The following is a 12,588-nucleotide window of genomic DNA, read 5'->3' as shown; positions in this document are numbered from 1 at the left end:
GGGAAGTGTTGATCTATTGTTTTTGATAAATCCAATACTTGAATAGTGTGTGCTGGTGTAATAAGTCCAATGCGAGAAGTTAAAAGTTCGTTAGTTGTATCAAGTTTATAATGTTCATGAATGCATAAAGTTTGGTTGGTTAATGAGGGGCTTGGTTGTCTTTGGTATTCACCTAATAGGTGAAACTGTTTTTTTGTTGAAATCATTATACCAGTTGGGGTTTGTGCGTTTTTTTGGTTTTTATTTTTGGATTGGGGTAATGAGGCGAAAAATAGAGTGATGAATTTATTGTTTTTGGCAAAAGGCAGTGATAGGATTTTACCTTCAAGACAGTGCAATTTTAGCAACAGCCAAAACTTATGTTGCTTTTTGGCTTCGGGTATATAGTACAATCCACTTTTAAAAATATTGTGACACAATAAGGTAAAGTGTGAAGTTTAGAGCTACAAAATGGTTAAAACACTTAGCGTTGCTTAGTGTGATGGTTTTTGCCGTTTGTTTAAGTTATCTGCATGGCGTGGTTAAAGATGAATTTTCTCAGCCGCTTGATTCAACGAATTCTCAATTATCGTTAGAGGCCTACCCTAAGGCATTGGTTAATATGTTGTTAATAACGGAAGACCAGTCGTTTTTTAATCATTTTGGTGTTGACTTTACAGAGATTGCTAGGGTTTTGCGTGATAATTGGTTGTACGATCGACCAATGCGAGGCGCCAGTACGCTATCTCAGCAGATGATTAAAAATTCATTGTTAACGCGTGATAAAACCTATGAAAGAAAGTTTAAAGAGGCGCTGATGGCGTTGTTGTTAGAGCTTTCATTTGACAAGAAAGAGATTCTTGTTCGTTATATGAACAGTGTATATTTGGGGCAATATGGTCGATTTGAGGTGCGTGGATTTGAGCATGCGGCACGATTTTATTTTAATAAGGAGGTAAGCGAATTGTCTTTGGAAGGTCTGGCAACCTTGGTGGCACTTATCAAAGGACCGAGTTATTATCATCCCACTAGACACCCTGGTAGATTATTAAAACGCAGGGATTTAGTATTGCGTCTATATCATAAGTATCAAAAGGTTGTAAAATAAGGGCTTTATTCTCTAGGCTGGAAATAATCACCCGTTATACAAATTCGTATCATGAAAAATCAAAATATACTAGCTATCGATACTTGCACTGAAGTGTGTTCTGTGAGTCTTTACACACAAGGTGAAACTGTCTCGCGTTTTGTTAAAGATGTAACCAAGAGTTCTGGTTTAATTTTGCCGTTGTGTGATGAGGTATTTGCACAAACTGGTTTGTCAGTAGCAGATTTAGACGCGATTGTCTATACCAAGGGTCCAGGTGCATTTACCGGAGTGCGCATGTGTGTTAGTGTAGTGCAGGGGATGTCTTTGGCGTTTGATATTCCCACCAAAGGCTTTTCAACGCTTGAAGTATTAGGCGTTGGTGCTGCTAAAAAATACAAGTCTAATAAAATTGCAGTTGCACTTGATGCACGAATGAGTGAGGTTTATTGGGGGGTGTATGAACAGGGTGTGCTAATGAGTGAACGCTTGGCAAAACCTGATGAAGTAGACACGCTGAGCGACGAATTTATCGGTGTGGGTACAGGCTGGGGTGCCTATAAAGATGCACTTATGAAGAAAACCGGTGTTAGCCACTATACGCCAGATTTCTACCCCAAGTCGCAGAATTTGATTGATTTGTATTTAAATCAAAAGCCCACATGTAGCGATGAATTACCATTGCCTACTTATTTACGCAATAATGTGGCACAAAAATCATTAAAATAACTTAAATTAGTAATCGATAAAGTAATTATGTGGAAATGGATTCAGGCATTTGCCTCACCCAGAAATTTTTATCAAACCAGTGGAAAAATCATTCCTTGGCTCATGGCCCCCTTTATTGCATTGTCATTAATTGGTTTGTATTGGAGTTTTGTGGTCTCACCAGCTGATTATCAACAAGGTGAGAGCGTGCGTATTATGTATGTACATGTGCCTGCTGCGTGGATGAGTTTATTTATTTATATAGTCATGGCAATTGCGAGTGGTATTGGGCTTATTTGGCAAATTAAACTCGCTCATATAGTGGCAAAAGTATCCGCACCCGTTGGTGCTGCTTTTACTTTGTTGGCATTAGTGACGGGTAGTGTGTGGGGCAAGCCGATGTGGGGTACTTGGTGGGCATGGGATGCGCGATTGACTTCTGAGCTGATTTTATTGTTCTTATACTTGGCTTATATCTCACTTCATAATGCCTTTGACAATCCAAAAACAGCCGATAAGGCCTCTAGCGTGCTGGCAATCGTTGGTTTGGTGAACATTCCTATTATTTATTATTCAGTTGAATGGTGGAACAGCCTACATCAAGGATCCTCTATTAGCACCACCAAGATATCTATGCAAATAGACATGTTTATTGCACTGATGTTAATCAGTTTTGCTTTTAAGTTTTTATATGGTGCTTTGGTGTTGATGCGTGCACGAGACGAAGTATTAGTCAGAGAGCAAAATTCACGCTGGGTTAGAGAAATTATTGTTGGAGTGGGTAAATAATGGAATTCTTGTTATTTGATAAATATACGACTTATATTTGGGCGTCGTATTTACTTGCTTTTGCCACAGTGGCAATTTTGTTTATTAGCACGAAAGCAACACATAAACGCACTATCACACAATTACGCATTAAATACAAGAGGAACAAGAAATGACTAAAAGACAAAACAGAATGGTATTAGTAGCATTACTTATCGCAGGTGCAATACTAGCAGTAACGCTTTTACTCCAAGCACTCGGTAATAATAGCAATTATTTTTACTCCCCAACTTCGGTAAAACAAGGTAAAGCGCCTACTGATAGAAGTTTTCGCTTGGGTGGCTTGGTTGTTGTAGGTAGCTTCAAACGAGAAGATTTAAAATCAACCTTTGATGTAACAGATAATAATAATAAATTCACCATTGAATACACAGGTATCTTGCCAGATTTATTTAGAGAGGGGCAGGGTATTATCACCACAGGCTCTTTAGTTAATGGTAGATTTATTGCCACCGAAGTTTTGGCAAAACATGATGAAAACTACATGCCACCAGAAGTGGCAGACGCTCTAAAGCAAGCACAAGAATAATGGGCAAGTTTATACCTTTAGTAGTTTTTGTTGTATTGGCTTGGTTTTTGTATGATGGCTTGGGGCATGATACGAAGAAATTGCCATCGCCTTTAATCGGCAAAAATTTTCCAAACCTTGAGGTTGAGGACTTTCAAACGGGTAAAAAATATCATCTACAAGATAAATTAAAAAACCAAGTATCGTTGGTTAATGTATGGGCTTCTTGGTGTGTTACCTGTCGTGCAGAACACCAAATGTTGAACAATATTGCAAAACAGGATGTGGTGCAAATAGTGGGTATTAACTATAAAGACACTAAGCGAGAAGGCAAGTATTTTTTAAACAGACTCGGCAACCCTTTTGATTTTATCGTCTTTGATGAGCAAGGGAAGTTAGGCTTAGAATTGGGTGTGTATGCAACACCTGAGACTTTTATTGTTGATAATAAGGGGGTCATTCGTTTTAAGCGTATTGGTGATATTACCACGCGCATTTGGCAAGAAGAAATGTTGCCACTGATTCAGCAACTTAAAAAATAGATAAATTCATTACAAAAAGAGTATCTGATTTGAGTATAATATGCGACTTCTTGATTTAAGTATCAGGTATTTTTTGGGCGCTTAGCTCAGTTGGTAGAGCATCGCCCTTACAAGGCGAGGGTCACAAGTTCAAGTCTTGTAGCGCCCACCAAAAAATGGAGCGGTAGCTCAGCTGGTTAGAGTGCCTGCCTGTCACGCAGGACGTCGCGGGTTCGAATCCCGTCCGCTCCGCCATTTTTATAATAGCACTCTTTTGAGTGCTATTTTTTTTGTCTGTTTTAAAGGAGGTAGATAAGTCGTTATGTCAGGGTTAATTGGATATATTGCCGCACTTGCTGATGATTTGTCAGTGATTGCGACAAAAGTTGCTGCTGGGTCTTTGGATGATATTGCCAGTCAAACAGCCAAATCCTTGTCGCAAACGGCAGGTCTTTTGGTTGATGATACAGCAGCCATTCCACAGTATGTGAGCAACACTACGGCTAAAAGAGAGTTGCCAGTTATTTGGAAAATTACTAAAAAGTCATTAGTTAACAAACTCCTTATTATTCCGATTGCCATCGGAATTACTTATTTTGCACCATGGATTATGTTGCCAGTTTTATTATTGGGTGGTTCGTATTTAGCCTATGAAGGCACCGAATCTCTGGGTGAAAAATTAGGCTTTATTAAAGTGCATGAGTATCACCACAATCATTCTACGCCTAATACAGACGACTTGTCTGCAGCAGAGGACAAAACAGTTGCCTCAGCGGTGCGAACAGATGCTATTTTATCCATTGAGATTATGGCATTGACTATCGCTAGCGTTGCTGAAGCGCCGATTGTCACTCAAGCAGGGGTATTGGTTTTAATTGGTTTGATAGCAACATTTGCTGTGTATGGTATTGTTAGTGTGATTCTTAGAATGGATGACATTGGTTTTTATCTCAGAGATGAAAAAACCAACAGTCAATTCTACCAAATCATCAGCAAGGTGTTAATCTTGGGTATGCCAAAAGTTCTAAAATCATTAGGTTGGATTGGTGTAATTGCAATGCTTATGGTGGGCGGCGGTATCATCATTCATAATATTGTGTATCTACATTGGTTAACTGAGCTAAGTCAAGGTCTACCAGTGCTTTTATCAATGTTTGTTGAATATTTTGCCACGCCAGTTATTGTGTCAATTATTGTGGGTGTGGCTTTAGTATTAATAATTACTTTATTTAAGGGTAAAAATTAATTATAATTCACTGTTTTAAATTTTTATAAAATCATACTATGCTAAGTTCTATTAAAGACAAAACTAAAGGTTGGGTTGCTTATTTAATCATTGCTCTAATTGCAATTCCGTTTGCTTTGTTTGGCATCAGTAAATATTTTGAAGGCAATATAAATATTGTGGTGGCGAATGTTGGCAGTGATGAGATCTCTAAAGAGGTATATTTAAAAGAATTTAATCGTACTAAAGGACGCCTACAGCGAGAGTTGGGTAAAAACTACACCGCTGAAACCGACCATCAAGCAAAACTTTCAACGATTCAGTTAATGGTTGATAGACGCGTGTTAACGCAATTGGCAGAGGATTCAGGTTATGCAACAACACAGCGTGAATTACAGATGTCTATTCAATCAAACAATGCATTTAAAGAAGAGGGTAAGTTTTCTGTAGGAAAGTACAAAGCGCTGCTTAAAATGAATGGACTTGAAGATGTTGAATATGAACGCATGAAAACAGATGCATTGATGCAAAATCAAATCAGGTTCAATATTTTAGACTCTGCGTTTGTGACACCATCAGCACTAAAGCGTATGCAGTCGTTGAATAACCAACAGCGTAAGTTTAGCTATATTAGGCTTAATACAAAGAATTATATCGATGAAGTGAAAGTTAACCCTGAGAGTGTTAGGGAGTTTTTCGATGAAAACAAACAAGCTTTTCTTGAGCCACAAAAAGTAAAAGTTGATTTTATTGAGTTGTCAACTAAAGAAATTGCCAAAAGCATTAAAGTGAATGATGAAGAGTTGACTGGTCTTTATGAAGAGGAACAGGCGCGTTTTAGCACAGAAGAAGAACGCAAAGCCCAGCATATTTTGGTTAAGACTGAAAAATTAGCAAAGACAATTATCGCACAGTTAAAAGCAGGTGAGTCTTTTGCTGAATTGGCCGCTAAACACTCTCAAGATACAGGCTCAAAAGACAAGGGCGGTGATTTAGGGTTTTTTGCTATGGGTGCGATGGTGCCTGAGTTTGAGGCTAAGGTATTTGCCATGAAAGAGGGTGAAGTCAGTAGCCCAGTTAAAACTGATTTTGGCTACCATGTTATTAAGTTAAATAAGATTAAAGCAAAAGAAGTTAAACCTTTTGAGGCGCTACGCAGTGAATTAACCGAGCTTTACACTGAGCGTGAAGTGCAGAAATCTATTTACAAACTCACAGAGCAATTAAGTACTTTATCCTACGAGGTAGGCTTGAAAGAAACGGCCAGTCAAATGGCTTTAGAACTTAAAACTTCTGAGTTTTTTACTCAAGATACAAAAGAATATGATGCTAAGTTTGTAGCCGCAGCTTATAGTGATGAAGTCTTGAGCAAAGGCGAGAGCTCTAAGTTGATTGAATTGTCTGAAGATAAGTTTATGGTGTTAAGGATTAATGAAAAAATTCCTCAAAGAGAAAAGACATTTGACGAGGTTAAAGTTGAGATTGATAAGCATTTATCTGGATTATTAGCAAAGACTTTTATTGATAATATTGCTAATAAAATCACCGCTTTACTGAATGAGGGTGATGCAAGTACCGTTAAAAAATTAATGGACAAATATCAACTTACATGGAAAGAGGTTGGTTGGGTCAAAAGATCCTCAAGGAAAGAAAATACTGGGATTATTAAGCTCGTATTTTCCATGCCAAAGCCAAACGATGGTGTGATTTATGATGCACAAAGTTTGAATGCACAACAATCAATTGTGTTGAAATTATCAGCAATCAAAACACCTGATAAAACATCAGATAGTGCATCAAATAGTGCATTATCGAGGATGATACTTGGTTTTGAGTCTGAGGCGTTTTTTAATAGCATTCTGGAAACACTACATGAAAATACTGATATCAAAATATTCTCAGAACGATTATAAAAAACGGGCTGATACCTTGAGCCTTATAAGGAGCAGTTGCAGATAAGGGTATAAACAAAAAAAAGCCCCGCAATGCGGGGCTTTTTTTTTGGTTTTAAACGATCAATCAGGACCTTTGTCGTAAAAGTTATATCCTGAGTCGATGTAGGTAATTTCACCGGTAATACCTGAGGCTAGATCTGAACATAAGAACGCAGCGGCATTACCCACTTCTTCAATGGTTACATTGCGTTTAAGTGCTGATGAGTCGGCTGCATGATCCAGTAACTTACCAAAGTTTTTAATGCCAGACGCCGCTAAAGTCTTGATAGGACCTGCTGATACCGCATTCACACGAATGCCTTTTTCAGGGCCCATTGCTGCTGCCATATAGCGTACATTTGCCTCAAGTGAAGCCTTAGCAACACCCATTATATTGTAGTTAGGAATGGCGCGAATGGCGCCCAAGTAACTGACCGTTAATAGTGCAGCGTTTTCATTGAGCATGGATTGTGCGCCTTTTGCCAGTGCAGTAAAACTATAAGAGCTGATGTCATGGGCAGTGGCAAAGTTTTCACGGGTAGTGACATCAATATAGTTGCCATCTAGCGCTTCACGCGGTGCAAAAGCCACTGAGTGCACTAAAATGTCAAAGTCATCCCAATGACTTTTTAATTCTTTAAAGGTTTGTTCAATACCTTTATCACTAGCCACATCACATTCCATTACAATACTTGAATTGCAAACCACGCCACATTTATCAACCCGCTTTTTAAGCTTTTCATTTTGATAGGTGAGTGCAATTTCACAACCTTGTTTTGCCATGGCCTCGGCAATACCCCATGCAATTGAGCGATTAGAGGCAACACCAACCACCAACGCTTTTTTTCCATCTAAAAATCCCATAATATTCTCACTATATTAAAATAGACAAATTATAATAGGAAAATTCATTTAAATAACTGCTATGTTAAATATTTCACTTTCACCAACAAAAGCCTTGGCCGTAGTGCTGAGTGTTTTACTAACACCGATTAGAGCACTGCGTTTGCGCTATGTGCCACTCTTGTTGGTGTATTTTGCCTACGGCAGTAGTGTTTTTACCGCTATTGCTTTGAATTTTTGGGTGAAAGAGACACTGGATATGAGTGCAGCAGATTTGGCAGAGTTGGGCATATGGCTGACGGTGCCATGGACGGTGAAAATGATTTTCGGCTCATTGGTTGATAGTGTGCTGATTTTTGGATCCAACCGTAAATCTTATGTCTACATTGGTGCACTGCTCATCACCATGAGTTCTTTAATGATGATTGCGGTGGTGGGTGAGCATTCAATTGTTGCGGAGTTTTCTAAAAAGAGTGTTTATATTTTTGCCAGCGTGATTGCTGTTGTTGGTTTTGTGATGCAGGATGTGGTGGCAGATACAATGAGTACTGAGGTGATAGATAAGAGCCAGTCTAAAGAAGAAATCCATCAAGAATTAGCAAGTATTCAAGTATTGGCGCGTTTGTCATTAGGTTTTGCGATTTTTATCACGGGTTGGATTGGTGGTGAGCTGGCAGATGTTTTTAAAGATGAGCGTGAAGTAGTCTTTATGATTGCGTTATTTATACCTTTGTTGTCAATTCTTGGGGTGAGCTTGGTACGCCTTAACCCTGTGCCAATATCTAAGCTCAATAAACATGTGTTGTTTGGTGGCTTGGCTTTTGCATTGTTTGTTGTGATTATGGGTTATGCGCAAGTGCCTTATGCACAAGAGATTGTATTTGTTATCTCACTTAGCATTGTATTGATTTTACTTAATGATTTGATTGGCGATTTAGGTGAAGATGCGATTCGCCATATTAAAATGGCAATGATTATTATTTTTGTCTATCGCGCGATGCCCTCAGTCGGCGCATCTTTACAATGGTGGCAAATTGATGTGCTTGGCTTTGATGAATCGTTCTTTGCTAAGTTGTCAGCGATTGGTGGTGCGATAGCTTTGGCAGGGATGTGGTTGAGTGCTAAATTTATTGTTAAGCGCAATATTGGTGAAGTCTTGATATTTTTAACTATTATGGGCACTTTATTGTCTCTGCCGATTGTAGCAATGTATTATGATGTACACACATTATTGGGTGTTGAAGCCAGAACGGTGGTATTAGTAGATACTGCATTGGCTTCGCCGTTTGATTATATTGCTCAAGTGTTAATGTTAACTTTGGTGGCAATTTACGCCCCTGAAGGTAAAAAAGGCACTTGGTTTGCCTTGATGGCATCGCTGATGAATATTGCCTTATCTGCGGGTGGTTTGTTAACTAAGTATTTAAACAAAATCTTTGTTGTCAGTCGTGAGGTGGTGAGCGATGGCGTAGTTACTGTTGCACAAGATTACTCACAATTGGGTGATTTGTTGTGGGTGGTCGTGGTTTCAAGTTTTGTCATCCCCATCATTGTCATTATTAAATATAATCCGAGTAAATTATGAAAATTAAATCTTATTTTTTATGGGCATTAATTTTGATCGTACTTGACCAAATGAGCAAATGGCTGGCTTATGAGACTTTAGGTGGTGTTGGCAATTCAGTTGATATTAATGCATTCTTTTCTTTAACTTTTGCACATAATTATGGGGCAGCATTTAGTCTTTGGGCTAATGGTGATGGTTGGCAGCGTTATTTTTTATCAAGTGTTTCTGTTGTTGCGAGTATCGCAATTATCATTTGGATGTTTAAAACACCTTTAAAGCGAAAGTTTAAGCTTGTCAGTTTAACGCTGATTTTATCGGGCGCTATTGGTAATCTGATTGACAGAATTGCAAATGGCTTTGTGGTTGATTTTATTGATTTTCATTACCAAAGTTTTTATTGGCCAATTTTCAACTTTGCCGATATTTTTATTACTGTTGGTGTGGCATTGTTGCTAATAGTGGATTGGAAAAAATGAGCGATTGTTTAATCATTGGCGGTGGCGCAATTGGCATGATGAGCGCAAGAACGCTATCAATGGCAGGTGCTCGTGTAACTTTGCTAGACCAGCGTGAATGCGGGAAAGAATCTTCTTGGGCAGGTGGGGGTATTATCAGTCCGCTGTATCCTTGGCGCTATAGTGATTTGGTGAATGAAATCAGCATTGCCTCTCAAGCGGTGTACGGTGATTTATGCGCCACCTTGTTTGAGGATACGGGTATTGACCCTGAATATATCCAATCAGGCTTGTTAATGATGGATGAATACGACACACTCAAAGCACAAGCATGGATAGACAAATACAAGGTTACTACCAGTACACATTCTCAAGGTGCCTTATTTAAAAATATTGCACAAGTACGCAATCCAAGATTATTAAGCGCACTTAAAGTGGATATTCTTAAGCGTGGCGTTGAGATTGTTGAACACACCAAAGTTGATGATTTAATCATTAAAGACAATATTGCACTTGGCGCTAAGACTAAAAACAAAGATTATTATGCGAACAATACAATTGTCTGTGGTGGTGCTTGGAGCTCATCTTTGTTGGATAATGATAGCAAAATATTTCCTATCAAAGGACAAATGATTGTCGTTAAGGCTGAGATAAATGCGTTAGAGCACATTGTGCTTGACCAAGGTCACTATATCATTCCTAGAAAAGATGGGCAGCTTTTGATTGGCTCTACCATGGAAGATGTGGGTTTTGATAGAAGCACTGATAAGCAGGTGGGTGATGCATTACTTGCCTTTGCTACTGAGCGGCTTGCACAGTTAAAAGGGGCTAAGATTGAGCATCACTGGGCGGGCTTTCGACCCGCCAGTAAAGCAGATGTGATGGTTGGCAAACACGCGCAGTTAGAGCACCTGTATATCAATACAGGGCATTTTCGTAATGGGCTTAATATGGCGCCAGAAAGTGCCAATAGAATAACAGGTCTAATATGTTGATTAGAAAAATAGACCAAGATTTGTTTGCATCTTACTCAGATGACATCCCCACTTTCTTAAAAAATATTTATGCTGCTAGAGGTGTTTCAGAAGCGCAGTTATCTTTGGGTCTAGATAATTTACTAAGGCCTAACTTTGGACAATTGGACATTGCATTTGATTTGCTTGAAAAAGCCTTATTGAGTGATAAGCGTATTTTAATCGTGGGTGATTTTGATTGTGATGGCGCTACCGCATCGGTTGTGGCAGTTAAGTCACTACGATTGATGGGTGCTAAATATGTGGATTTTTTAGTGCCTAATCGTTTTGAGCATGGCTATGGTTTGAGTCCAGAAATTGTTGGATTGGCAATTCAAGAGAAACAACCTGATTTAATAATTACGGTTGATAATGGCATCTCAAGTTTCGATGGGGTGGCATTGGCAAAAGCATCCGCTATTAATGTGATTATTACTGATCACCACCTGCCTAGTGAGACTTTGCCCGAAGCAGATGCGATCATCAATCCCAATCTTAAAGAGTGTGAATTTGCAAGTAAAAATCTTGCGGGGGTTGGTGTGTGTTTTTATTTGATGTCAGCACTTAAAACACATCTTAGTAAGCGTGATTATTTTACTAAGCACAATATTGTATTGCCAGATTTGCGCACAGTATTAGATCTGGTGGCACTTGGTACGGTAGCAGATGTGGTTAAACTTGACCAAAATAATAGAATTTTGATTGACCAAGGGCTTAAGCGTATTCGTGCCAAACAGTGTTCGCCAGGTATCTTAGCGTTGTTGGAAATCGCAAATAGAAAAGCACAAACCTTGCAGGCTAGTGACTTGGGTTTTGCCGTAGGTCCAAGACTTAATGCAGCAGGGCGCTTGAGCGATATTTCTCGTGGTATTAAATGTTTGCTAACAGATGATATCAATGATGCCAGGCGTTATGCAGCAGAGTTAGAGCAATTTAACCAAGCCCGTAAAGAGCAGCAGGCGCTTATGCAAGAACAAGCACAAGCTATTATTGACACACAAAGTGTTGAAACTGATAAATTTGCACTGAGTTTATTCGATGCCTCTTGGCACGAGGGTATTGTTGGGATTGTTGCTGGCAAACTCAAAGAAAATTATCATTGCCCAGTGGCAGTATTTGCACAATCAGGCGAAGAATTTATAAAAGGCTCTATTCGTTCTATTGCTGATGTGCATATTAAAGATTTGTTAGATTTGATAGATAGAAAAAACCCTAATTTGATTTTAAAATTCGGCGGACATGCAATGGCGGCAGGGCTAAGCATTAAAAAAGAGAATTTTGCAGTATTTAAAAAGGTATTTAATGATTTTATTCAAGTGTATTTGAATAACGAACTTCCCAAGGCAGAACTTTTAACTGATGGGCGATTAGAAGCATTTGACATAACTTTAAACAATGCACAACGAGTGGCAGATAGCGGGCCATGGGGGCAAGGATTTGAGGCACCGATTTTTCAGGGGGACTTTGAGATAGTCAGTCAAAGAATTGTCGGTGAAAAACACCTTAAATGCAGCCTTAAACTTGTTGGCGATAATACAGTATATGACGGGATTGCATTTTTTCAAGCACCCATTGATAAAACAACAGTACAAATTGCTTACAAGTTATCCATTAATGAGTGGCAAGGAAAAACTAACTTGCAATTAATGGTTGAGCAAATTAAATAGAGACCTCTGCATAAATATGAATAATCATCAAAACGCCATTTTTCACCAACTTGACAATTTTATGAAACACAGCCATAGCTTTGGCTATGACTATATTTCATAAAATCACCAATTCGGCAAAAATTGGATTTTGCTAATCATCCCTATTTATGCAAAGGTCTCAATAAAATAGAAACACATAATAAAATTCTTACCCTTCTTAAATTCAAATGAAACCTTATTAGAGTTGTTAGAGATAGTCAAAATAGTTTAA

14 protein-coding genes and 2 tRNA genes are annotated in these 12,588 nt (G+C 38.6%); 14 read left to right on the top strand and 2 right to left on the bottom strand.

The genetic code is table 11. From position 1 onward, the window contains the following. Nucleotides 1–206, bottom strand: a 206-nt coding sequence (locus tag BBROOKSOX_RS00680) for a hypothetical protein (protein ID WP_139659239.1), incomplete at its 3' end; no start/stop codon positions are given. Between the two features lie 224 nt (nucleotides 207–430). On the opposite strand from BBROOKSOX_RS00680, the gene BBROOKSOX_RS00675 reads away from it, so the two are divergent. From BBROOKSOX_RS00675 to BBROOKSOX_RS00630, 10 genes are all read left to right on the top strand, one after another. Further along, entirely contained in the window at nucleotides 431–1,087 is a 657-nt protein-coding gene (locus BBROOKSOX_RS00675) for a biosynthetic peptidoglycan transglycosylase (protein WP_257607709.1), read from the top strand. Nucleotides 1,088–1,138: 51 nt separating this feature from the next. Further along, complete coding sequence (gene tsaB / locus BBROOKSOX_RS00670; protein ID WP_139659238.1) at nucleotides 1,139–1,795, top strand: tRNA (adenosine(37)-N6)-threonylcarbamoyltransferase complex dimerization subunit type 1 TsaB; 657 nt, start codon at nucleotides 1,139–1,141, stop codon at nucleotides 1,793–1,795. A 27-nt stretch (nucleotides 1,796–1,822) separates the two neighbouring features. Next, nucleotides 1,823–2,563, top strand: a complete 741-nt coding sequence (locus BBROOKSOX_RS00665) for a heme ABC transporter permease (RefSeq protein ID WP_139659237.1) — start codon at nucleotides 1,823–1,825, stop codon at nucleotides 2,561–2,563. Continuing rightward, nucleotides 2,563–2,718, top strand: coding sequence for a heme exporter protein CcmD (ccmD, locus tag BBROOKSOX_RS00660; protein ID WP_139659236.1), 156 nt, complete (start codon nucleotides 2,563–2,565; stop codon nucleotides 2,716–2,718). The genes BBROOKSOX_RS00665 and ccmD overlap by 1 nt, the downstream gene beginning before the upstream one ends. Then, complete coding sequence (gene ccmE, locus BBROOKSOX_RS00655) at nucleotides 2,715–3,131, top strand: cytochrome c maturation protein CcmE (RefSeq protein WP_139659235.1); 417 nt, start codon at nucleotides 2,715–2,717, stop codon at nucleotides 3,129–3,131. The genes ccmD and ccmE overlap by 4 nt, the downstream gene beginning before the upstream one ends. Then, a complete protein-coding gene (locus tag BBROOKSOX_RS00650) occupies nucleotides 3,131–3,652 on the top strand; it encodes a DsbE family thiol:disulfide interchange protein (RefSeq protein ID WP_139659234.1) in 522 nt (173 codons plus the stop codon). The genes ccmE and BBROOKSOX_RS00650 overlap by 1 nt, the downstream gene beginning before the upstream one ends. Before the next feature lie 75 nt (nucleotides 3,653–3,727). Further along, nucleotides 3,728–3,803: transfer RNA gene (locus BBROOKSOX_RS00645), tRNA-Val, on the top strand. Between the two features lie 6 nt (nucleotides 3,804–3,809). Further along, nucleotides 3,810–3,886, top strand: a tRNA-Asp gene (locus BBROOKSOX_RS00640). Nucleotides 3,887–3,953: 67 nt separating this feature from the next. Continuing rightward, entirely contained in the window at nucleotides 3,954–4,877 is a 924-nt protein-coding gene (locus BBROOKSOX_RS00635; RefSeq protein ID WP_139659233.1) for a DUF808 family protein, read from the top strand. A gap of 38 nt (nucleotides 4,878–4,915) precedes the next feature. After that, on the top strand, nucleotides 4,916–6,769 hold the full coding sequence (locus BBROOKSOX_RS00630) for a SurA N-terminal domain-containing protein (RefSeq protein ID WP_139659232.1): 1,854 nt from the start codon (nucleotides 4,916–4,918) through the stop codon (nucleotides 6,767–6,769). 102 nt (nucleotides 6,770–6,871) lie between these two features. Here the strand turns inward: BBROOKSOX_RS00630 and BBROOKSOX_RS00625 are convergent, their stop codons facing one another. Next, entirely contained in the window at nucleotides 6,872–7,654 is a 783-nt protein-coding gene (locus tag BBROOKSOX_RS00625) for an enoyl-ACP reductase FabI (protein ID WP_139659231.1), read from the bottom strand. Between the two features lie 61 nt (nucleotides 7,655–7,715). Between BBROOKSOX_RS00625 and BBROOKSOX_RS00620 the strand changes: the two genes are divergently transcribed. Genes BBROOKSOX_RS00620 through recJ form a run of 4 tightly spaced genes read left to right on the top strand, consistent with a single transcriptional unit; the run spans nucleotide 7,716 to nucleotide 12,335 of the window. Continuing rightward, on the top strand, nucleotides 7,716–9,218 hold the full coding sequence (locus tag BBROOKSOX_RS00620; RefSeq protein ID WP_139659230.1) for a folate/biopterin family MFS transporter: 1,503 nt from the start codon (nucleotides 7,716–7,718) through the stop codon (nucleotides 9,216–9,218). Next, complete coding sequence (lspA, locus tag BBROOKSOX_RS00615) at nucleotides 9,215–9,676, top strand: signal peptidase II (RefSeq protein WP_139659229.1); 462 nt, start codon at nucleotides 9,215–9,217, stop codon at nucleotides 9,674–9,676. Before BBROOKSOX_RS00620 ends, lspA begins: the two co-directional genes overlap by 4 nt. Then, nucleotides 9,673–10,650, top strand: a complete 978-nt coding sequence (locus BBROOKSOX_RS00610; RefSeq protein ID WP_139659228.1) for an NAD(P)/FAD-dependent oxidoreductase — start codon at nucleotides 9,673–9,675, stop codon at nucleotides 10,648–10,650. The genes lspA and BBROOKSOX_RS00610 overlap by 4 nt, the downstream gene beginning before the upstream one ends. Further along, nucleotides 10,644–12,335, top strand: a complete 1,692-nt coding sequence (recJ, locus tag BBROOKSOX_RS00605; RefSeq protein WP_139659227.1) for a single-stranded-DNA-specific exonuclease RecJ — start codon at nucleotides 10,644–10,646, stop codon at nucleotides 12,333–12,335. Before BBROOKSOX_RS00610 ends, recJ begins: the two co-directional genes overlap by 7 nt. Nucleotides 12,336–12,588: the final 253 nt, after the last annotated feature.

Source organism: bacterium endosymbiont of Bathymodiolus sp. 5 South, assembly GCF_900128535.1.
Lineage (GTDB): Bacteria > Pseudomonadota > Gammaproteobacteria > PS1 > Pseudothioglobaceae > Thiodubiliella.
Note: the sequence above shows the minus strand (reverse complement) of the source record. Positions and strands in the feature narration are given on the sequence as shown.